At 60.2% G+C, this 21,689-nt stretch carries 15 protein-coding genes, 1 tRNA gene and 1 pseudogene; 11 read left to right on the forward strand and 6 right to left on the reverse strand.

From position 1 onward, the window contains the following. The first annotated feature begins 479 nt into the window (after positions 1-479). The 5 genes from mgtA (at position 480) to I5961_RS09725 (ending at position 8,455) form a co-directional block, all read left to right on the forward strand. A complete protein-coding gene (gene mgtA / locus I5961_RS09705; RefSeq protein WP_085703512.1) occupies positions 480-3,179 on the forward strand; it encodes a magnesium-translocating P-type ATPase in 2,700 nt (899 codons plus the stop codon). A 52-nt stretch (positions 3,180-3,231) separates the two neighbouring features. Further along, on the forward strand, positions 3,232-3,948 hold the full coding sequence (locus I5961_RS09710; RefSeq protein WP_064594791.1) for an MgtC/SapB family protein: 717 nt from the start codon (positions 3,232-3,234) through the stop codon (positions 3,946-3,948). Between the two features lie 108 nt (positions 3,949-4,056). After that, complete coding sequence (locus I5961_RS09715; protein ID WP_227235063.1) at positions 4,057-4,491, forward strand: chemotaxis protein CheY; 435 nt, start codon at positions 4,057-4,059, stop codon at positions 4,489-4,491. Positions 4,492-4,598: 107 nt separating this feature from the next. Continuing rightward, on the forward strand, positions 4,599-5,225 hold the full coding sequence (locus I5961_RS09720) for a response regulator transcription factor (RefSeq protein ID WP_085700176.1): 627 nt from the start codon (positions 4,599-4,601) through the stop codon (positions 5,223-5,225). Between the two features lie 11 nt (positions 5,226-5,236). Beyond that, entirely contained in the window at positions 5,237-8,455 is a 3,219-nt protein-coding gene (locus tag I5961_RS09725; protein ID WP_227235064.1) for a transporter substrate-binding domain-containing protein, read from the forward strand. Positions 8,456-8,459: 4 nt separating this feature from the next. Here I5961_RS09725 and dkgB read toward each other — a convergent pair whose 3' ends face one another. Next, on the reverse strand, positions 8,460-9,263 hold the full coding sequence (dkgB, locus tag I5961_RS09730; protein WP_227235066.1) for a 2,5-didehydrogluconate reductase DkgB: 804 nt from the start codon (positions 9,261-9,263) through the stop codon (positions 8,460-8,462). A gap of 222 nt (positions 9,264-9,485) precedes the next feature. On the opposite strand from dkgB, the gene I5961_RS09735 reads away from it, so the two are divergent. The 4 genes from I5961_RS09735 (at position 9,486) to I5961_RS09750 (ending at position 13,732) form a co-directional block, all read left to right on the forward strand. Further along, entirely contained in the window at positions 9,486-10,352 is an 867-nt protein-coding gene (locus tag I5961_RS09735) for a pirin family protein (protein WP_227235067.1), read from the forward strand. Between the two features lie 139 nt (positions 10,353-10,491). Continuing rightward, entirely contained in the window at positions 10,492-11,934 is a 1,443-nt protein-coding gene (locus tag I5961_RS09740) for a mechanosensitive ion channel family protein (protein ID WP_085700172.1), read from the forward strand. A 75-nt stretch (positions 11,935-12,009) separates the two neighbouring features. Then, positions 12,010-12,804, forward strand: coding sequence for an exodeoxyribonuclease III (locus tag I5961_RS09745; protein ID WP_085703508.1), 795 nt, complete (start codon positions 12,010-12,012; stop codon positions 12,802-12,804). A 100-nt stretch (positions 12,805-12,904) separates the two neighbouring features. After that, entirely contained in the window at positions 12,905-13,732 is an 828-nt protein-coding gene (locus I5961_RS09750; RefSeq protein WP_085700170.1) for an arylamine N-acetyltransferase family protein, read from the forward strand. Between the two features lie 3 nt (positions 13,733-13,735). Here I5961_RS09750 and I5961_RS09755 read toward each other — a convergent pair whose 3' ends face one another. Further along, the gene (locus I5961_RS09755; RefSeq protein ID WP_227235068.1) at positions 13,736-14,065 is read right to left on the reverse strand and encodes a BrnA antitoxin family protein; all 330 of its coding nucleotides are present in this window, start codon (positions 14,063-14,065) and stop codon (positions 13,736-13,738) included. Between the two features lie 349 nt (positions 14,066-14,414). Here I5961_RS09755 and I5961_RS09760 point away from each other — a divergent pair. After that, a pseudogene (locus tag I5961_RS09760) lies at positions 14,415-15,934 on the forward strand (nucleobase:cation symporter-2 family protein). Positions 15,935-16,056: 122 nt separating this feature from the next. Here I5961_RS09760 and I5961_RS09765 read toward each other — a convergent pair. The 3 genes from I5961_RS09765 to I5961_RS09775 form a co-directional block, all read right to left on the reverse strand. Then, positions 16,057-16,132 (reverse strand) — tRNA-Asn (locus I5961_RS09765). Between the two features lie 69 nt (positions 16,133-16,201). Then, the gene (locus tag I5961_RS09770) at positions 16,202-16,402 is read right to left on the reverse strand and encodes a hypothetical protein (protein ID WP_065257405.1); all 201 of its coding nucleotides are present in this window, start codon (positions 16,400-16,402) and stop codon (positions 16,202-16,204) included. Positions 16,403-16,514: 112 nt separating this feature from the next. Beyond that, positions 16,515-17,711 (reverse strand): amino acid aminotransferase, encoded by a 1,197-nt coding sequence (locus I5961_RS09775; RefSeq protein WP_227235070.1) that lies wholly within the window; start codon positions 17,709-17,711, stop codon positions 16,515-16,517. A gap of 336 nt (positions 17,712-18,047) precedes the next feature. On the opposite strand from I5961_RS09775, the gene uvrB reads away from it, so the two are divergent. Then, a complete protein-coding gene (gene uvrB / locus I5961_RS09780) occupies positions 18,048-20,063 on the forward strand; it encodes an excinuclease ABC subunit UvrB (protein WP_085700166.1) in 2,016 nt (671 codons plus the stop codon). 116 nt (positions 20,064-20,179) lie between these two features. Here the strand turns inward: uvrB and I5961_RS09785 are convergent, their stop codons facing one another. Beyond that, complete coding sequence (locus I5961_RS09785) at positions 20,180-21,670, reverse strand: MDR family MFS transporter (protein WP_227235574.1); 1,491 nt, start codon at positions 21,668-21,670, stop codon at positions 20,180-20,182. Between the last annotated feature and the right edge of the window lie 19 nt (positions 21,671-21,689).

Genomic DNA, 21,689 nt, shown 5'->3' on the forward strand with positions numbered 1-21,689 from the left:
CGCAGAGCGTGGGAACGATCTCGGCGATCTCGGGGGCAATCCTGAACCCTTCCTGAACACCCGACACATTCCCCGACACACTTCCTTTTCCGGGTTTACTCTCCAGATATCGGGGCGTAAGCTTCGCGCGTTTTCATCAATAGCGGAGACCCACAGTGGGTACTTGTTCGAGTGACAGTTGTCGGCCGGTCCTTGTAACCGGCGGATTCTCGGCAAGATAACGCGCATTCCTTTGTGCCGTTGTCTCGCCGAACAGCGAGCAGCGGCATCCCGATCATGACCGGTCCCGGTCATGTCCCGACGTCCTTCTCATCGACACTGAAAAGCCTGTGAAGTCGACTTCATCGTCGTCATTGCAGCCTATCGACACGCCTGTCTTTCTGACCGGCGCGCCACGCCTTGCCGTGCCGGTTTTGCGGTGCCCAGGACGAGGACGTACCTGCTCGACGGTTTCCCGGCTGACCATAGGGGCAACAGCCATGAAACTTACGCTCAAGGAATTTTTCGCAGGCTTCCTGCGGACCCGTCACATCGCCCGGCACTTCCGTCGCCTGGCCTTGCTGGAAACCCTCGGCGACACCACGGTCAGCCGTGAAGTGCCGCCCACTCTGGCCAATACACTGGTGGACGCCGCCCATTGCGACAGCGGCGTGCTGCTGACGAACCTCGGCACCCACACCGACGGCCTGACCGATTTCGAAGTCGATGTGCTGCGTGCGCAGCATGGCCTCAACGAAGTCGAACACGAGCAACCGCTGCCGTGGTGGACCCACCTGTGGCATTGCTACAAAAACCCTTTCAATCTGCTGCTGACCCTGTTGGCGGTGATCTCGTGGCTGACCGAAGACCTCAAGGCCGCCATCGTGATTTTCTCGATGGTGGTGTTGTCGACGCTGCTGCGCTTCTGGCAGGAAAGCAAATCCAATCAGGCGGCCGATGCGCTCAAAGCGATGGTCAGCAACACTGCCACCGTGCTGCGCCGGGATGCGCCGCGTGCTGAACTGCCGATCAAACAACTGGTGCCCGGCGATCTGATCGTGCTGTCGGCCGGCGACATGATTCCTGCCGATTGTCGGGTGCTCAGCGCCAAGGACCTGTTCGTCAGCCAGGCAGCGATGACCGGTGAATCGATGCCGGTAGAGAAATTCCCGCGTCAGGCCGATCGCGATACGCGCAATCCGCTGGAGCTCGACAACATTCTGTTCATGGGCACCAACGTGGTGTCCGGCACGGCGGTGGCGGTGATTCTCACCACCGGCAACAGCACCTATTTCGGTGCGTTGGCGCAGCGGGTCGGGGCGACTGATCGCGCGGTGACTTCGTTTCAGCAAGGCGTGAACAAAGTCAGCTGGCTGCTGATCCGCTTCATGTTCGTGATGGCGCCGCTGGTGTTGTTCATCAACGGTTTCACCAAGGGCGACTGGACCGAAGCACTGTTGTTCGCGCTGTCGATTGCCGTGGGCCTGACCCCGGAAATGCTGCCGATGATCGTCACCTCGACCCTGGCCAAAGGCGCGGTGTTCCTGTCGCGCAAGAAAGTCATCGTCAAACGCCTGGACGCGATCCAGAACTTCGGCGCCATGGACGTGCTGTGCACCGACAAGACCGGCACCCTGACCCAGGACAAAATTTTCCTGGCACGCAACGTCGACGTCTGGGGCGAAGACTCCGATGACGTGCTGGAAATGGCCTACCTCAACAGCTACTACCAGACCGGCCTGAAAAACCTGCTGGATGTGGCAGTGCTGGAGCACGTGGAAATCCACCGTGAGCTGAAGGTCGGCACGGCGTTTCGCAAGGTCGATGAAATCCCGTTCGACTTCAACCGCCGGCGCATGTCGGTGGTGGTCGAAGGGCGCGGTCAGCCGCATCAACTGATCTGCAAGGGGGCGGTGGAAGAGGTTCTGTCGGTGTGCAGCCGGGTTCGTCACGGTGAAGTGGACGAAGCCTTGAGCGATGAATTGCTGGCGAAAATCCGTCAGGTCACAGCAGCATTCAACGCTGAAGGCCTGCGCGTGGTAGCGGTGGCGGCCCGCTCGATGCCGCAAGGGCGCGACACTTACAGCCTGAGCGACGAGCAGGAGCTGACGCTGATCGGTTACGTGGCGTTTCTCGATCCACCCAAGGAAAGCACCGCGCCGGCGCTCAAGGCCCTGGCCGAACACGGCGTGGCCGTGAAAGTGCTGACCGGCGACAACGAACTGGTGACCGCCAAGATCTGCCGCGAAGTGGGCCTGGCCCAGCAAGGCCTGCTGATGGGCAATGACATCGAACGCATGAGTGATGCTGAACTTGCGGTGGCGGTGGAAACCACCAACGTGTTCGCCAGGCTGACGCCGTCGCACAAGGAGCGCATCGTGCGCATCCTCAAGGGCAACGGTCATGTGGTCGGGTTCATGGGTGACGGCATCAACGACGCGCCGGCGCTGCGCACCGCAGACATCGGGATTTCCGTGGACAGCGCGGTGGACATCGCCAAGGAAGCGGCCGACATCATCCTGCTGGAGAAGAGCCTGATGGTACTGGAGGAGGGCGTGCTGGAAGGGCGCCGGACCTTCGCCAACATGCTCAAGTACATCAAGATGACCGCCAGCTCGAACTTCGGCAACGTGTTCTCGGTGCTGGTGGCCAGTGCGTTCATTCCGTTCCTGCCGATGCTGCCGATGCACCTGCTGGTGCAGAACCTGCTGTATGACATTTCGCAGATCGCGATCCCGTTCGACAACGTTGACGACGAAATGCTGAAACAGCCGCAGCGCTGGCAGCCGGGTGATGTGGGGCGCTTCATGCTGTTCTTCGGCCCGATCAGCTCGATCTTCGACATCACAACGTTCGCCTTGATGTGGTACGTGTTCGATGCCAACACCCCGGATCACCAGACCCTGTTCCAGTCCGGCTGGTTCGTCGTGGGACTGCTGACCCAGACGCTGATCGTGCACATGATCCGCACGCCGAAGATTCCGTTCCTGCAAAGCCGTGCGGCCATGCCGTTGCTGGTGATGACCGCAATCATCATGGCCGTGGGCATCTTCCTGCCGATGGGACCGCTGGCGCACTACTTCAAATTGCAGGCGCTGCCGTCGATGTACTTCGTGTTCCTGCCGGTGATCCTGCTGGCGTACATGGCACTGACTCAGGCCGTGAAAGGCTTCTACATCCGCCGGTTCGGCTGGCAGTAACAGGCAAGTTTCCCCCCCTTGTGGGAGCAAGGGGGGGGTCAAGGAGTTCGACATGCAAGCCATCAACAATCTCAACCTCACCTCATTGCTCGACACCCTGGTCAGTCTCAGCGCGGCCTTCATCCTCGGCGGCCTGATCGGCTTCGAACGCCAGTACCGGCAACGCACGGCGGGTTTGCGCACCAACGTGCTGGTGGCGGTCGGTGCGGCGATTTTCGTCGACATGGCCAACCGTCTGGCCGGTGCCGAAGGTGCGGTGCGGGTGGTCGCCTACGTGGTGTCCGGTATCGGCTTTCTCGGTGCCGGGGTGATCATGCGCGAAGAGGGCAACGTGCGCGGCCTCAACACCGCCGCCACACTCTGGACCTCGGCAGCGGTCGGCGCCTGTGCCGGCGCCGACCTGCTGGCCGAAGCGGTGCTGGGCACCTTGTTCGTGCTCGCCGCCAACACCTTGCTGCGGCCGATCGTCAACAACATCAACCGTCAGCCGCTCGATGTGGTTTCGGCAGAAGTCACCAACATCGTTTACGTCATCGCCCGGCGTTCGCAGCAGAAAGCCGTGTTTGCGCTGCTTGAAGCCGAGCTGGAACGCAGCAATTACCCGGCCAGTGATGTCGATGTGCACGCTTTCGGAGCCGATGAAATCGAGATCGAAGCCACTCTGGCGACGACTTCGGTGGACGGTGATGAGCTGGATGCGCTGGTAGCGCGAATCTCGACCTCGGCGCTGGTGGTGCAGGCGTTCTGGAGTCCGAGTACCACGGAGTAACTTTTTTGTCCGGATGAGTGACATCTTTTTTCGGAAAAGTCCTACAGAGCATGCCTCGGCGCTTGGGTAGTCTTGCCGCCACTTGAAGCGACTACCCGGACTTTCACGTTGACCGACAAAACCCTGCGCATCCTGATCGCCGACTTGCAGCACTTTCACCGGATGAAGATCGAGCGCCTGTTCAACGGGCTCGATTACTACCGCATTGCCCCGGTGCAAAACCTTGCCGAACTGCTGACGCTGGTCGATTACGGCTGTGAGCCATTCGATGTCCTGGTGATCAATGCCGAACTGGCGGGCGGGATAGCGGATCTTCGTGGTTTCCTGTTTGATCATCCGCAAGTCCGGCGGGCGCTGGTCTACGGTGAACCGGCGGACGCCTCAGGGGTTCCCGAGCACTTTGGCGCAAAGATCATCACCAGTCCTGCGCCTCTGCCTTCAATCCGCGCGATCGAGCAGTTGATGACTTCGGTCGAGGCTTCATTTGGGCCCTCATCGGGCGCTCAATCACAGATCGCTCTATCGAACAACTGTCAGATCTGACAGGTGATCCAGCGTTCACACCGTGCAACAGTTGTAGCGCGGCTACCAATAGTCCCGTTCATGCAAGATCGGCGGCGTCATGGCATGTATTCGCCTCGGGAGTGGTCATGGGTTCAGCATTGATCGTCGATGATCATCCGGTGGTGGTGGGTGCCCTTCGCCTGGTTCTGGAGTCGGCGGGTTACCAACCGATTCATGTGACTACCAGCGGTGTCGATGTGGTGCCAATGCTCCGGGAGCACGCGCCGGAACTGGTCGTGCTCGACCTGAAGCTCAACGGATTCGGTGGTCTGGAGGTGTTGGCGCGCATCAGGGCCGTCGGGCTGGTCTGCAAGGTGGTGATTTTCACCTCGGCCGATCCTGAACACTATCTGATGCGCTGCCGACGTGCGGGGGCGATGGCTTTTGTCGCCAAGTCCGCCTCGATGCAGCATTTGCAAAATGCAATCAAGGCCGTGCGGTCGGGTTATACCTACTTCCCCGAAATGCCTGCGGTCAATACCGGGCAAACCGAAGCGCATCGCGATGAGCGAGAGCTGATCGCACTTCTGTCCACCCGTGAAATGGAGATCATGCTGAAGCTGGCCAGAGGCGAGTCCAACAAGCACATTGCTCTGGCGATGAACCTCAGTCACAAAACCATCAGTACCTACAAGACCCGCTTGATGCAGAAACTCGGAGTGACCTCGCTGGTGGTCTTGCGAGAGTTCGTCAAACGCAACGGCCTGTTTTGATCGGTTGCCCCATGATAGGTCGTCTGCGGGTTGTGCTTCTGTCGATACTGTTGCTTGCAAGCGCAGTGCACGCCTCCGAGGCGCAAAGGCTGGAAATCGTCTCCCGCACCCGTCTGGAGGGGGTGCAGATTCGTCTGGATGAGCAGGACAGACAGTGGCTGAGCGCGCACCGGGTATTGCGCATCGGTGCCTCCTGGCCGGATTACCCGCCCTTTGAACTGACCCGCAAACGCCATGAACTGGAAGGTCTCACGGCCGATTACGCCGACGCGATCGCCCAGATACTTAACATTGCCGTCGAGGTCTGGTGCTATCCCGACCGCGAAAGCGCCATGGCCGCCCTCAAGGCCGGGGAACTTGACCTGCTGGGCACGTCGAACAACTTCGAAATCGCCGATCCCCAACTGATGCTGTCGCGCGCCTATGCCGAGGATCAGCCGATGTGGCTGACCCGGCTCAATGAGGCGTTGCCGAGTGATCTCACCGGCAAACGCATCGCCATGGTGGACGACTATCTGCCCGCTTCGACCATCGAAGAGGCTTACCCGCAAGCTTCCCTGCAGCGCTATCGATCGATCCTCGATGCCCTCGGCGCCGTCGCGTTTGGCCGGGATGATCTGTACCTCGGCGATTTCATCAGCGCCAGCTACCTGATCAACACCCATTTTCAAAACGACCTGCAACTGGCCGGGCCCTCGGGCCTGGACGCCAACCCCTTCGGTTTTGCCCTGACCCGCAGCAACAACCGCTTGAAACGTCTGGTCGACAAAGCCCTGCTGGCGATTCCCATGGAGCAGCGGCTGGCGATGGAGCTGCGCTGGAGTGCCGGGCGCGCCGACAGGGCGGCGCAGTCGCGGGTAAGCCTGAGCGACAGCGAGCAACAATGGCTGGATCAGCATCCGGTAGTGCGGGTCGGTGCTGTCGATGACTTTGCGCCACTCGCGTTCTTTGACGCCGACGGTCGCTTCAGTGGGCTGGCGGCCCAACTGCTCAACCTGATCAGTCAGCGCAGCGGGCTGACGTTCGAGGTGGTGCGCGGTCAGTCTCTGGATCGTCAGGTCGAACAACTCAGAAGCGGAAAACTGGACCTGTTGTCTGTGATGACACTGAGCCGCGAGCGCGAAACAGAAATGCTGTTCACCCGGTCGTACGTCAACAGCCCCTTTGTGCTGATTGCCGATTCGAAGGCGCAGGGGCCGCGTAGCCTGGACGACATGACGGGCAAGCGTGTGGCGCTTTATCGCGGCGATCCGTTGCGTGATTACCTGCTGGAGCATGTGCCGCAGATCAACCTGATCGAGTTGCCGAGTCCGGCCGATGGCACACGGGCGCTGCTCGATGGTCGGGCTGATGCGACATTGAGTTCGTTGCTGGTAGCGCGCTACCAGATCGATCACCAGTACCGCGATCGCTTGCGGATTGTCTCCACGCTGGGCGATCAGCCGGCCCGGGTTGCCATGGCCACGGCGCTCGACTCGCCTCAGTTGCAATCGATTCTGAACAAGGCACTGCTGAGCATCGCGCCGCAGGAAATCGACGGCCTGGTCGCACGCTGGAGTCGTAACGTGGTGCTGCAAGACAGCTATTGGCAGCGTCATCGCGAGCAAATATTGCGCGGGTTTGCCGTTGCTGCCGGGTTGCTGTTGCTGGCATTGGGCTGGATCGGTTTTCAGCGTCGGCAGATCCGCCAGCGTCAGCAATGGCTCAGTCAGTTGCAGGAGGCCAAGGAGGCGGCCGACGAAGCCAATCGTGCCAAAAGTACGTTTCTGGCGACCATGAGTCATGAAATCCGCACACCGATGAATGCCCTGACCGGCATGCTCGAACTGGCGCTCAAACGTGCCGATGAAGGCGTGACCGATCGCCAGGCTATCGAAGTCGCGTCCACTGCCGGGCAGCAATTGCTGGCATTGATCGGCGACATTCTCGACATCGCACGCATCGAGTCCGGGCATTTGTCACTGGCCCCCGAGCGCGCCAATCTGCGCGAAGTGGTCGTGTCGGTGTGTCGGATTTTCGAGGGTCTGGCCCGGCAGAAACAATTGTTGTGGCATGTCGAACTGGATGAGCTCAGCAACGTCGAGGTGATGCTCGATCCCCTGCGTTTCAAGCAAGTGCTGTCGAACCTGCTGAGCAATGCCATCAAATTCACCGACAACGGCGAAGTGAGCCTGCGCTTGCGCGTGTTCGCAGAACGGGACGGGCTGATTGAAGTGGGCGTGATCATCGAAGACAGTGGGCGGGGGATCAGCATTGAGGATCAGCAGCGACTGTTCAGTCCGTTTGTACAGGTCGGCGATCATCAGTCCGTGGCGCATGGCGGTTCAGGTCTGGGGTTGGTGATCAGTCGCAACCTGTGCCGGATGATGGGCGGTGATTTATGGATGAGCAGCGAGTTGAACCGCGGCACTCAGCTCATGCTGCGCCTGGAGCTGCCTGTGCTGGCGCCAATTGGACAAGAAGCTGCACCGCCGCCAGTGGCGACGACGGTGAAGTCGCTGAACGTGCTGGTCGTGGATGACCATCCGGTGAATCGCCTGTTGTTGTGTCGGCAGTTGAGTGAACTGGGGCATCGCGCCGTCGACTCCGGTGGCGGTGAAGAGGGGCTGGTGCTGTGGCGAAGGCAATCCTTCGATGCGCTGATCACCGATATCAACATGCACGGGCTCAACGGTTACGAGCTGGCGCGAGCAGTGCGCCAGGAAGAAGCCGCGACGGGCAGGGCGCCCTGCCTGATCCTCGGCTTTACCGCCAATGCACAGATGGAAGAAAAGCAGCGATGCCGGGCGGCCGGGATGGACGATTGCCTGTTCAAACCGGTGCTGCTGCACGAATTGAACCAGGCCCTGATGGCCGCCGTACCGGAGGGCGCGCAGGCCGCCAGCGTGGACGATTCGGCAGTGGCCGAGTTCGACCTGAGTGCGCTGTTGCAACTGGCAGGCGCCGACAATCCGCTGATCGAACAGTTGCGTGGGGAAATGCTGAGCAGCTTGCGCATCGACCTGCAGCGTCTGGACGAATCAGGCCGACACGGTGATCGCGCGGGATTGCGCGATCTGGCGCATCACGTCACGGGCGGGGCACACATGATCGGTGCCGAGCGCGTGATCTCGGCGTGTCGAGGACTTGAGCAAGCCTGCCATGACGATCAACCCGACGCGGCATTGACGGCCGCCATCGATTTGCTGCGCGTGGCCATGCAAGACCTCGCGCAGCAGCTTAAGGCCTGACCGGTCAGTCCCACTGCGGCGCGATGCCTGTGGGGCTGGTCAGGCGATGGCTGCGATCCAGTGTGGCGATCAGCGCCATGTCGGCGTCGCTCAGGGTCAACGCCGTGGCGCCCAGGTTGCCTTGCAGGTTGGTGCGTTTGGTCGACGACGGAATCACCGCGTATCCCGACTGCATCGCCCACGCCAGGGTGACCTGAGCCGGAGTGGCTTGCAGGCGCTCGGCGATCTGTACGATCAGCGGATCCTTCAGCACTTCACCATAGGCCAGGGTCATGTACGACGTGATCTGAATGCCCTGACTCCGGGCGAATTCCACGACCTTGCGGTTTTGCAGGTACGGGTGCAGTTCGATCTGGTTGGTGGCGATGTTCTGCGCACCGACCGCAGCAATTGCCTGTTTCATCAGGTCGATGGTGAAGTTGGACACGCCGATCTGCCGGGTCAGACCCAGGCGCTTTGCTTCCAGCAGGGCGCCCATGAATTCCTCGACCGATACCTGATCTTCCGGCGACGGCCAGTGGATCAGCGTCAGGTCGAGGTAGTCGGTCTGCAACTTTTGCAGGCTCTCCTTGAGGCTTTCAATCAGGCGGTCTTTGGCGAAGTTGGCGATCCAGATCTTGCTGGTGATGAACAGTTCGTCGCGGGCGATGCCGCTGGCAGCGATGGCCTCGCCCACGTCGGCTTCGTTTTCGTAGATCTGTGCGGTGTCGATGACCCGGTAACCGAGCTCAAGGGCAGTGCTCACCGAATCGATGACCACCTGACCTTGCAGACGAAACGTACCAAGACCGAAAGCGGGAACAGACATGCAGGACTCCAGGGTTGCAGTGGGAATGAGCAGGAGTATCCGCGTCTGATTCCTTGGGAAAAACCGCTGTCGGCACAAAGTACTGTTGACTGAAAGTCACGAATCACCACGCTTGCTCATCGTTCCATTAATGGAACGATGAGGACGGTTTTGGCCGACTAGTGCTAAATACGTAGCGAATTTATGATCGGCCCCACGATCAACCTGATGACGGAGTCCACCATGAAAAACCTTATCGGTATCTACACCAGCCCTCGCGGCCACTGGGTCGGCGATGGGTTTCCGGTGCGTACCCTGTTTTCCTACGACAACCTGGGCAAGCACATCAGCCCGTTCCTGCTGCTGGATCACGCCGGGCCTGCGCAATTCACCCCGACCACCGAACGTCGGGGCGTGGGCCAGCATCCGCACCGTGGCTTCGAGACCGTCACCATCGTGTACGAAGGCGAAGTGCAGCACCGCGACTCCACCGGCAGTGGCGGCACCATCGGCCCGGGTGATGTGCAGTGGATGACCGCGGCTTCGGGAATCCTGCATGAAGAATTCCATTCGGAAAACTTCGCCAGAACCGGCGGCAACCTGGAAATGGTGCAGCTGTGGGTGAATCTGCCAGCCAAGGACAAAATGGCCGCGCCGGGTTACCAGACCATTCTGGACAGTGATATCCCGCAAATCGCGCTCAAGGACGGCGCCGGCAGCCTGCGCCTGATCGCCGGCGAGTTCGACGGTCAGAAGGGCCCGTCCCGCACGTTCACGCCTATCGATGTGTGGGATCTGCGACTGAACACCGGCAAGTTGCTTTCGCTGGATCTGCACGAAGGCCGTAACACGGCGTTGGTGGTGTTGAAGGGGGCGGTCCGGATCAACGGTGTGGAGTCGATGCGCGAAGGGCAACTGGCGCTGTTTGAACGTGATGGCAAGCGAATCACCCTCGAAGCCAGCCAGGACGCGGTGGTGTTGCTGCTCAGTGGCGAGCCGATTGACGAGCCGATCGTCGGCCACGGCCCGTTCGTGATGAACACCGAGCAGGAAATCCACCAGGCCTTCGCCGACTTCCAGTCCGGCCGCTTCGGCCAGATGCACGGCTGAAAATCCCGGCAGGCGCCACGCGCGCCTGCCGGTTTTTTTTGCGCGTGCGCAGTGGCACTCATCCGGCCAAATCAATTACTCCTACACTGAGCCCAATCTGTGCGATCTTCTCGCGATTGGCCCCTGTCGGAGTTGTTTGATGCTGTCTCTGCTCACCGATCATCCGTTGTTTTGCGCCTTGATCCTGATCCTGATCGATCTCGGTCTGTGGCGTCTGATCAGCTCCCACGGCAGTGCGTGGAAACTGTTGGTACGGGTGCTGATCTTTGCTCTATTCAGCTTTCTGCTGTTCAACGAAGGGCTCAACCCGATGGAGCCTGCGCCGTGGGCCGACAACGTGCCGTTGCACCTGGCGGCGACCGGGTTGCAGATCGGCTGGTGGCTGTTCGGCGCGCGCACCCTGACGGTGTTGATCGGCGCGGTGATGATGCAGCGGGTCGGGCACACCGGGCGGCTGTTGCAGGATCTGCTGGGTGCGGTGATCTTCCTGATTGCGATCATCGCGGCGCTGGCCTACGTGCTGGACCTGCCGGTCAAAGGCGTACTGGCGACGTCCGGGGCGTTGGCGATCATCGTCGGTCTGGCGTTGCAGAGCACCTTGAGCGACGTGTTTTCCGGGATCGTGCTCAACACCACCAAGCCTTATCAACTGGATGACTGGATTTCCATCGACGGTACGGAAGGGCGGGTCACCGACATCGACTGGCGCGCCACGCGCCTGCAAACCAGTCAGGGCAGCATGGCGGTGATTCCCAACTCGCTGGCGGCCAAGGCCAAGATCATCAACTTCAGCCGGCCGAGCAATATGTTCGGGGTCGCCGTCAGCGTGCAGGTCAGCCCCCATGCGCGGCCCAGCTCGGTGATCGATGCCCTGGAACGGGCGATGCAGGGCTGTCGCCAATTGCTGGAGAGCCCCGCGCCGAGTGTCGCGCTGAAGAGCTCCAGCAGTGCCGGCACCGAATATGAAATCAGCGGGTTTGTCGCCTCGATGAGCGAAAAACGTATGGTGCGCAATCAGCTGTTTGATCTGGCGTACCGGCATCTGCAGGCGTCCGGGGTCAATCTGCTGTCGAGCGTTGAGCCGGGCGTGTCGAGCAATCTCTCGCGGCCACGGGCGTTGCTCGACAGCTCGCCGATTTTCTCTACGCTTCGTCAGGAAGAGAAAGAAACCTTCAGCCAGAACATGACCCTGCAAACTTTCCGTGCCGGCGAGGTGATTCTTGCGGGCGGCGAGGTCAGTGATCACCTGTTCATCATCGAATCCGGTGTGGTCTCGGTGACGCTCAAACGCCACGGCACGCCGTTCGAGTCCGGACGGATGGGACCGGGCGAAGTGATCGGCGAAGCGGGAATACTGTCCGATACGTCATTGCCGGCCGACTTCTCCGCCAAGACCTTCTGTGCGCTGTATCGCATCGAGAAGTCTTATCTCAAACCGTGTCTGGACGCCCGTCACGACATCAACGACGCGATGAAGGCGCTGCTCGATTTCCGCCTGCACAAGGCGCAATCCCTGACGGAAGAAACACCGGTGACAGTGCCGAAAAAAGGTTTCCTGCAATGGTTGCGCAACCGCGTGTAAACGGAGGATCCAACGCAACCGTCGCGGTGCGCCTGGTGTCACAGTTTTTATCGGTCAATGGCAGGAACCCGGACGATGAAAAAAATGCGCATTGCCACGTTCAACGTCAACGGCCTGCGGGCCCGTCTGCCGAATCTGCTGGAGTGGCTGAGGCGCGAGCAGCCGGACATCGTCTGTTTGCAGGAACTGAAACTGGTGGACAGCGCGTTTCCTGCCGCCGATCTGGAAGCCGCCGGTTACGGCGCCATCTGGCACGGTCAGGCGTCATGGAACGGCGTGGCAATTCTTGCCCGCGATGCGCAACCGCTGGAGAGCCGGCGCGGTCTGCCCGGCGATCCCGACGATAAACACAGCCGCTACCTCGAAGCGGCGGTGCACGGGGTGTTGGTGGGCTGCCTGTACCTGCCCAATGGCAATCCGCAACCGGGGCCGAAGTTCGACTACAAACTGGCCTGGTTCGAGCGCCTGATCAATTACGCCCGGGATCTGCAAAGCAGCGATCACCCGGTGGTGCTGGCCGGCGATTACAACGTGGTGCCCACGGATCTGGATATCTACAACACTCGATCCTGGCTCAAGGATGCGTTGTTGCAACCGCAAAGCCGCGAGTGCTACCAGCGATTGCTGGATCAGGGCTGGACGGATTCGTTGCGGCATCTTTATCCCGAAGATCGGCTGTATACCTTCTGGGATTATTTCCGCCAGCACTGGCAGAAGAACTCCGGGCTGCGGATCGACCATCTGCTGCTCAATCCCAAGCTGAGCCCTTATCTGCATGAGGCCGGTGTGGATGCCTGGGTGCGCAACGAACCGCATGCCAGCGACCACGCGCCGACGTGGATTCGCATCGACTCCCGTAAACGACGCTAAAAAGGTGATTGGTTAATTCAATTGTCGATTCGATGCCCGGATCCCGTATACATGGCGACCATCGGCGGAACGATCCGCGCCCATGCAAAAGGACCCGGCAATGAGCGAGCCACGCCTGACGAATCTGAAACAGTATCTGCAACGCCTGGGATTCGATGCGCCTCCGGCACCGACCCTTGAAACCCTGCGCCTGTTGCAATTGCGCCATACCGGCGCCTTTCCTTTCGAAAACCTGTCGACGCTAAGCGGCGAACCCGTTCTGATCGATCTGCCCTCCATCGAACGCAAGGTCTTTAACGACGCCCGTGGCGGCTACTGCTACGAGCTGAACAATCTGTTTCTGGCGCTGTTGCTGGAACTGGGGTTCGAGGCGCGGGGCATCAGTGGACGTGTGGTCATTAATCGGCCCGAAGGCAGCTGGACGGAGCGCACCCATCGCTTGAGTCTGGTGACCCTCGACGGCGTGCGCTACATCACCGATGTCGGCTTCGGCGGCATGGTGCCGACCGCTCCGCTGGTGCTGGATACCGACGCTGAGCAATCCACGCCGCACGAACCGTATCGCATCGAAGTGCAGGCCGATGGCTACATGCTGCGGGCCAGGGTCGCTGGCGAATGGCGGCCGATGTACCTGTTTGACCTGCAACGCCAGGAAGACATCGATTACACCCTCGGCAACTGGTATGTCTCGACTCACCCGGACTCGCCATTCGCCCAGCGCCTGATGGTCGCGCGGACCGGCGACGGCTGGCGACGTACGCTGAACAACGGCAGTTTCGCGATCCACCGAATGGGCGCCGAGAGCGAGCGGCGTGAGGTAACGGATATCGATGAGCTGATCGAACTACTGGAACGGGAATTCGGCTTGCGCTTGCCGCACCAGCCCGGTGCACGTCTGGCGCTGGCGCGCTTGATTCAGCCAGTCTGAAACCTAAGGTTTTGCCTCCGGCTCCAGCACCCGCCGGATCTCGTTCACGGCCGCCGACAGTTTTTTCTCAAGACTCTTCAGGTCGGTGGCGGTGATGCCTTGCTTGAATTGCCCGCTGGAGTGTTCGAGTTCATCGGCGTCGCCACGGTTGTTAAGCAGTGCGTGGCGCAAGGTGTTGTTGATTACCGTCTGATAGCCATAGCCCTCGCTCTCAGCGACCTCGCGCGCGGCTTCGATCACCGCGTCATCGAGCATGATGGTGATGCGGGTCTTGCCCTTGGTGGGCGCGATGGCGCCGCGTTTACCTTGGCTGAAATCGTACTCATCCTTCATTGATCACCTCTGCGCAAAGTTGCCCTCGCTCGCTGGGCTCGAATGCGTTGGCAGCATTCTTGCTTTTATCGAACTGAATCTTGAATGACTTCATTATGCATACTTTATATGTATAAAAAAGGGTGCGACCGCGCCGTCGGTCGCCATGAACACTTCAGCCTGGGCGGATAAAACGTGGACTCGAATGAGGATGTGTTGCCGGATTTGTGGGGGATGAAAGCAGCGGGATAGAAGGTTGGGTGGCTAGCTAACCATTATGTGACTGATAAGTTGTATACAAGTCTATGGACATTTGTCCTGACTCTTGCATACAGTGTGCGCATAACAAAAACCAGGGAACTCCCCCACCATGAAAACGCCCCATGTTTCACACCAACGGCCCGAGGACGAGAATCTCGGGGTCGGCGCGAATATGGCTTACGGCCTGCAACACGTTCTGACCATGTATGGCGGTATCGTCGCGGTGCCATTGATCATCGGTCAGGCCGCCGGGCTTTCGCCTGCGGACATTGGTCTGTTGATTGCTGCTTCATTGTTTGCGGGGGGCTGGCCACGTTGCTGCAAACCCTGGGTTTACCGTTTTTCGGATGTCAGTTGCCGCTGGTGCAGGGTGTGTCGTTCTCCGGCGTTGCCACTATGGTGGCGATTGTCAGCAGTGGCGGGGAGGGCGGCTTCCAGTCGGTGCTTGGCGCGGTGATTGCGGCGTCGCTGATTGGCTTGCTGATCACGCCGGTGTTTTCACGAATCACCAAGTTTTTCCCGCCGCTGGTCACGGGCATCGTGATCACCACCATCGGTCTGACGCTGATGCCGGTGGCTGCACGTTGGGCCATGGGCGGCAACAGTCACGCGCCTGACTTCGGCAGCATGCAGAACATCGGTCTGGCGGCGGTCACGCTGGTGCTGGTGTTGCTGCTGAGCAAAGTCGGCAGCTCCACCATCTCGCGTCTGTCGATCCTGTTGGCCATGGTGATCGGTACGGTGCTGGCGGTGTTCCTCGGCATGGCGGACTTCTCCAACGTCACCCAGGGCCCGATGTTCGGCTTCCCGACACCTTTCCATTTCGGCATGCCGACCTTCCACTTCGCTGCAATCCTGTCGATGTGCATTGTGGTCATGGTGACTCTGGTGGAAACCTCGGCGGACATCCTGGCAGTCGGTGAAATCATCGGCACCAAGGTCGACTCCAAGCGTCTGGGCAACGGCCTGCGGGCGGACATGCTGTCGAGCATGTTTGCGCCGATCTTCGGCTCGTTCACCCAGAGCGCCTTCGCCCAGAACGTCGGGCTGGTGGCGGTGACCGGGATCAAGAGCCGTTATGTGGTGGCCACCGGCGGTATCTTCCTGGTGATCCTCGGCCTGCTGCCGTTCATGGGCCGGGTCATCGCGGCAGTACCGACTTCGGTGCTCGGCGGCGCCGGTATCGTGCTGTTCGGCACGGTGGCGGCGAGTGGCATCCGCACGTTGTCCAAGGTTGATTACCGCAACAACGTCAACCTGATCATCGTTGCCACCTCGATCGGCTTCGGCATGATCCCGATTGCCGCGCCGAACTTCTACGATCACTTCCCGAGCTGGTTCGCGACCATTTTCCATTCGGGCATCAGCTCGTCGGCGATCATGGCGATTCTGCTGAACCTGGCGTTCAATCACTTCACGGCGGGCAACTCGGATCAGCAGTCGGTGTTTGCGGCGGCAGAAGAGCGGACCCTGCGTTATCGCGATCTGGCAGCGCTGCGTGAAGGCGACTACTTCAGCGACGGCAAGCTGCATGACTGCGATGGCAATGAAGTGCCGGTGATCGATCCGGATTCGGATCACGTTCATGGCGCGCCAAAGGTACACGCCAAGAGCAGCGAGCACGTCTGACCGCTGTTGCTGAATAGAAAAGGGCCGATCAGTTGCGAAACTGATCGGCCCTTTTTATGGCGCCGACTTTTTCAATGCCGACAAAAAAGCCCCTGAATCTTTCGATTCAGGGGCTCTGTATTTGGCTCCACAACCTGGACTCGAACCAGGGACCCAGTGATTAACAGTCACTTGCTCTACCAACTGAGCTATTGCGGAATTGGTGCGTATGTTACTGATTTAAAAAGACTAGTCAAGCATCGGCGTGATTTTTTTACCGAACGGCTTTCAGCCACCGAAGGTAAAGGTCCCCATCAGCAGTTTTGCGTACAACGCCGTGGCCGCCAGTTGCACGAGCCACAAGGCCAGTCCGCCGAGAAACACCCCGGCCGCCACTTGCAGCACCAGGCTCTTTTCGCGTTTGCCCGAGGTGCGGGGTGGATAGTAGTCCAGCTCATCGCGGTCGGCGCGCAGGTCATCGTTTTTCATGTCGGCTCTCTGAAATATCGTCTGTGTGCAGTCTAGAGGGTGTAGCGGCATTTCTTCAGACAAATAAAAAACGGGAAGCCCGAAGGCTTCCCGTTTTCAGTGCGGCGCCGGATCAGATGACCTGAACGATGGCGTCTGTCACGGCTTCGATGTTGCTCTGGTTCAGCGCGGCCACGCAGATGCGGCCGGTGTCCAGGGCGTAGATGCCGAACTCGTTGCGCAGGCGGTGAACCTGTTCGGTGGTCAGGCCGGAGTAGGAGAACATGCCGCGCTGACGACCGACGAAGCTGAAGTCACGCTGCGGGGCTTTCTTCGCCAGCAGAGCAACCATCTGCTCGCGCATGCCGCGAATGCGCAGACGCATCTCGGCCAGTTCGGCTTCCCACTGGGCGCGCAGTTCCGGGCTGTTCAGCACGGCGGCGACCACGCTTGCACCGTGGGTCGGCGGGTTGGAGTAGTTGGTGCGGATCACGCGTTTGACTTGCGACAGGACGCGGGCGCTTTCCTCTTTCGATTCGCTGACGATCGACAGCGCACCGACGCGCTCGCCGTACAGCGAGAACGACTTGGAGAACGAACTCGACACGAAGAAGGTCAGGCCGGATTCGGCGAACAGGCGCACGGCAGCGGCGTCTTCGGCAATGCCGTCACCGAAACCCTGGTAAGCCATGTCGAGGAACGGCACGTGACCTTTGGCCTTGACCGCTTCCAGCACGTTGTTCCAGTCCGAAGGGCTCAGGTCGACGCCGGTCGGGTTGTGGCAGCAGGCGTGCAGCACGATGATCGAGCCGTTCGGCAGGGCGTTGAGATCTTCCAGCAGGCCGACACGGTTCACATCGTGGGTGGCGGCGTCGTAGTAGCGGTAGTTCTGCACCGGGAAACCGGCGGTTTCGAACAGCGCGCGGTGGTTTTCCCAGCTCGGATCGCTGATCGCCACAACGGCATTCGGCAGCAGTTGCTTGAGGAAGTCGGCACCGATTTTCAGTGCGCCGGTCCCGCCGACGGCCTGAGTGGTGACAACGCGACCAGCTGTCAGCAGTGGCGAATCATTGCCGAACAGCAGCTTTTGCACGGCCTGATCGTAAGCGGCGATGCCGTCGATTGGCAGGTAGCCGCGCGAGGCGTGCTGAGCGGCGCGAATGGTTTCGGCTTCGATGACGGCGCGCAGGAGTGGAATTCGCCCCTCTTCGTTGCAGTACACACCCACCCCGAGATTGACCTTATTGGTCCGGGTATCGGCGTTGAATGCTTCGTTGAGGCCCAGGATTGGATCGCGGGGTGCCATTTCGACAGCGGAGAACAGGCTCATTTTTACGGCAGCTCTAATGGAGAGTGGAGGGACGTGTGGCGCTCCAGCCGAATGCACTAGAGCGGTGCACAAACGGGGAGCTAGTATAGAGGCCATCATCGAACAATGGCGACAGGCGAATCGGCTTTTAAGGTAAGTTTTTCCGATTATTTCTCGACCGTTAGTCGAATGGATTTGTCAGAAGCTTTACCGGATGTAGGACGTTTGCCTTGAAAGGCGAGGCAATCGGCTCCACATTCAGCACAATCTTCGTTTTTCCTTGCGCGACATCGGTCGTTTGCGGTCTTTCTCGTGGGCCTGCGCTTTGTCGTCGGCGTCGCGACTCCAGAGGTGTTTATGTCTGAATTCCAGCTCGTCACCCGTTTCGACCCCGCCGGCGATCAACCCGAAGCCATTCGCCAGATGGTCGAAGGCATCGAAGCCGGGCTGGCGCACCAGACGCTGCTCGGGGTGACCGGGTCGGGCAAGACCTTCAGCATCGCCAACGTGATCGCCCAGGTGCAGCGTCCGACCCTGGTGCTGGCGCCGAACAAGACCCTGGCTGCGCAGTTGTACGGCGAGTTCAAGTCGTTCTTCCCGAACAACGCCGTCGAGTACTTCGTTTCCTACTACGACTACTACCAGCCCGAAGCCTATGTGCCGTCGTCCGACACCTTCATCGAGAAGGATGCGTCGATCAACGACCACATCGAGCAGATGCGGCTGTCGGCGACCAAGGCCTTGCTTGAGCGCAAGGACGCGATCATCGTCACCACGGTGTCGTGCATCTACGGCCTTGGCAGCCCGGAAACCTATTTGAAAATGGTCTTGCACGTCGATCGCGGCGACAAGCTCGATCAACGTGCGCTGGTTCGGCGCCTGGCCGACCTGCAATACACCCGCAACGACATGGATTTCGCCCGGGCGACGTTTCGGGTACGCGGCGACGTGATCGACATTTATCCGGCCGAATCCGACCTCGAAGCGATCCGGATCGAGCTGTTCGATGACGAAGTAGAAAGTATTTCCGCGTTCGACCCGCTGACCGGTGAGGTCATCCGCAAGCTGCCGCGCTTCACCTTCTACCCGAAGAGCCACTACGTGACGCCCCGGGAAACCTTGCTCGACGCCATCGAGGGGATCAAGGTCGAGTTACAGGAGCGCCTGGAATACCTGCGCAACAACAACAAACTGGTGGAAGCCCAGCGGCTGGAGCAGCGCACCCGGTTCGACCTGGAGATGATCCTCGAACTCGGCTACTGCAACGGCATCGAGAACTACTCGCGCTACCTGTCGGGCCGTCCGGCTGGCGCGCCGCCGCCGACCCTCTACGATTACCTGCCGGCCGACGCGTTGCTGGTGATCGACGAGTCCCATGTCAGCGTGCCGCAGGTCGGCGCGATGTATAAGGGCGACCGTTCACGTAAGGAAACACTGGTGGAATACGGTTTCCGCCTGCCATCGGCGCTGGATAACCGGCCGATGCGTTTCGACGAGTGGGAAGGGGTGAGCCCGCAGACGATCTTCGTTTCGGCCACGCCCGGCAACTACGAAGCCGAGCACGCCGGTCGGGTGATCGAGCAAGTGGTGCGACCGACCGGTCTGGTCGATCCGCAGGTTGAAGTACGTCCGGCGCTGACTCAGGTCGACGATCTTTTGTCGGAAATCACCAAGCGGGTGGCGTTGGAGGAGCGGGTGCTGGTCACCACGCTGACCAAGCGCATGGCCGAAGACCTGACCGATTACCTGGCCGACCACGGCATTCGTGTGCGTTATCTGCACTCCGATATCGACACCGTCGAACGGGTCGAAATCATCCGCGACCTGCGTCTCGGCACGTTCGATGTGCTGGTGGGGATCAACCTGCTGCGTGAAGGCCTGGACATGCCGGAAGTGTCGCTGGTGGCGATTCTCGACGCGGACAAGGAAGGTTTCCTGCGTTCCGAGCGCTCGCTGATTCAGACCATCGGCCGGGCGGCGCGTAACCTCAATGGCCGGGCGATTCTCTACGCGGATCGCATGACTGGTTCGATGGAGCGCGCCATCGGCGAAACCGAGCGCCGTCGCGACAAGCAGATCGCCTTCAACCTGGCCAATGGCATCACGCCCAAGGGTGTGTTCAAGGACGTCGCCGACATCATGGAAGGCGCCACCGTGCCCGGTTCGCGCAGCAAGAAGCGCAAGGGCATGGCCAAGGCCGCCGAAGAGAGCGCCAAGTACGAAGCCGAACTGCGCTCGCCGAGCGAGATCACCAAGCGCATCCGCCAACTTGAAGAGAAGATGTACCAGTTGGCCCGCGACCTGGAGTTCGAAGCGGCGGCGCAAATGCGCGACGAAATTGCAAAGTTGCGTGAGCGCCTTTTGGCCGTCTGAAGGTTTGCAGTGTTTGGTCGGGCCTCTTCGCGAGCAAGCTCGCTCCCACATTGGAGTTGTGTCGTTCACAAAAAAACTGTGGGAGCGAGCTTGCTCGCGAATGGGGCGACTCGGTCTTAATGAGACTCCCCGGCCTTCAGTCCGGCGGGCAGTTTCTTGGTGAGCAAGATCGCCAACATGCTGATCCCCAACGCAATCCCGACAAAATGAAACGCATCGTTGTAGGCCATGATCAGCGACTGCTGATGAACGATCTCGCTTAATTTGCCCAACGCCGCCGTGTCACTGCCGAACCGATCGGTCATCGACGCCAGGCGTTCGGCCACCTGCGGATTGGTCGGCACCACCGCTTCACGCAAGTAATCGAAGTAAGTCTTGGTGCGCGCGTCCAGCAACGTCGCAAGCAGGGCGATGCCGATGGCGCCGCCGAGGTTGCGCAAAATGTTGAACAGACTTGATGCCGAGCCCGCGTCCTGCGGCAGGATGTAAGCCGTGGCGATCAGCGAAATGGTCACCATGATCAGTGGTTGACCGAGGGCGCGGATAATCTGGATCTGATTGAACTGCGGCCCGGCGAAATCCGGGTTTAGCACGCCAGATGAAAAACTCGCCAGCCCGAACAGGCCAAAACCGATCGTGCACAGCCATTTTGGCGAGACGAATTTCATCAGCTTCGGCACCAGCGGAATCAGAAACAGCTGCGGCACGCCCATCCACATGATCACCTCACCGATCTGCAGGGCGTTGTAGTTCTGGATCTGTGCCAGGTACAGCGGCAACAGATAGATCGAGCCGTACAGCCCGACGCCCATGCCGAGGCTGGAAATACTCGACAGACCGAAATTGCGGTTGCGCAGGATGCCCAGGTTGATCAGCGGATTGGGCTTGGAGATCTGCACGATCACGAAGGTGATCAGGCTCAGCAGGGCGATGCTGCCCAGCGTCACGATCAGATTCGATTCCAGCCAGTCCTTGCGATGGCCTTCCTCAAGGAAAACCTGCAAGCAACCGAGGCCGACGCCCAGCGTGAGAATGCCGGTGTAATCGGTGCTTTTCAGCAGTTCCCAGTGCGCTTCTTTCTTCTCCAGGCCGTACATCAGCCCGGCGATCATGATCAGTCCCGGCGGGATGTTGATATAGAAGATGTACTCCCAGCCCCAGTTTTCCGTGAGCCAGCCGCCGAGGGTCGGGCCGATGGACGGGGCGAAGGTGGCGGTCATGGCAAACATGGCCATGCCTTTGGCCCGGTGGTGTTCGGGGAGTTTGATCAGCGTCAGGGTGAACGCCAGCGGGATCAGCGCGCCGCCGGTGAAGCCTTGCATGGCGCGAAACACGATCATGCTTTCCAGGCTCCAGGCCATCGAGCACAGCAGCGACGAAATCAGAAAACCCAGCGAAACCCACACCGCCAGCCGCCGGGCCGACAGCAACTGCACCAGCCAGGCGGTCAGCGGAATCATGATGATTTCCGCCACCAGATAAGACGTCGAAATCCACGAGCCTTCTTCCAGCGTCGCCGACAGGGCGCCTTGAATGTCCTTGAGCGATGAGTTGGTGATCTGGATGTCGAGCACCGCCATGAAGGCGCCGAGCATCACGCTCATCACGGCGATCCAGTCCCGCCGG

Origin of the sequence: Pseudomonas sp. IAC-BECa141 (assembly GCF_020544405.1) — a bacterium.
Taxonomy (GTDB): domain Bacteria; phylum Pseudomonadota; class Gammaproteobacteria; order Pseudomonadales; family Pseudomonadaceae; genus Aquipseudomonas.

Coding starts and splice junctions, on each gene's coding strand:
- mgtA (WP_085703512.1), top strand. CDS start 480: ATGAAACTTACGCTCAAGGAATTTTTCGCAGGCTTCCTGCGGACCCGT.
- I5961_RS09710 (WP_064594791.1), top strand. CDS start 3,232: ATGCAAGCCATCAACAATCTCAACCTCACCTCATTGCTCGACACCCTG.
- I5961_RS09720 (WP_085700176.1), top strand. CDS start 4,599: ATGGGTTCAGCATTGATCGTCGATGATCATCCGGTGGTGGTGGGTGCC.
- I5961_RS09725 (WP_227235064.1), top strand. CDS start 5,237: ATGATAGGTCGTCTGCGGGTTGTGCTTCTGTCGATACTGTTGCTTGCA.
- dkgB (WP_227235066.1), bottom strand. CDS start 9,263: ATGTCTGTTCCCGCTTTCGGTCTTGGTACGTTTCGTCTGCAAGGTCAG.
- I5961_RS09735 (WP_227235067.1), top strand. CDS start 9,486: ATGAAAAACCTTATCGGTATCTACACCAGCCCTCGCGGCCACTGGGTC.
- I5961_RS09740 (WP_085700172.1), top strand. CDS start 10,492: ATGCTGTCTCTGCTCACCGATCATCCGTTGTTTTGCGCCTTGATCCTG.
- I5961_RS09745 (WP_085703508.1), top strand. CDS start 12,010: ATGAAAAAAATGCGCATTGCCACGTTCAACGTCAACGGCCTGCGGGCC.
- I5961_RS09750 (WP_085700170.1), top strand. CDS start 12,905: ATGAGCGAGCCACGCCTGACGAATCTGAAACAGTATCTGCAACGCCTG.
- I5961_RS09755 (WP_227235068.1), bottom strand. CDS start 14,065: ATGAAGGATGAGTACGATTTCAGCCAAGGTAAACGCGGCGCCATCGCG.
- I5961_RS09770 (WP_065257405.1), bottom strand. CDS start 16,402: ATGAAAAACGATGACCTGCGCGCCGACCGCGATGAGCTGGACTACTAT.
- I5961_RS09775 (WP_227235070.1), bottom strand. CDS start 17,711: ATGAGCCTGTTCTCCGCTGTCGAAATGGCACCCCGCGATCCAATCCTG.
- uvrB (WP_085700166.1), top strand. CDS start 18,048: ATGTCTGAATTCCAGCTCGTCACCCGTTTCGACCCCGCCGGCGATCAA.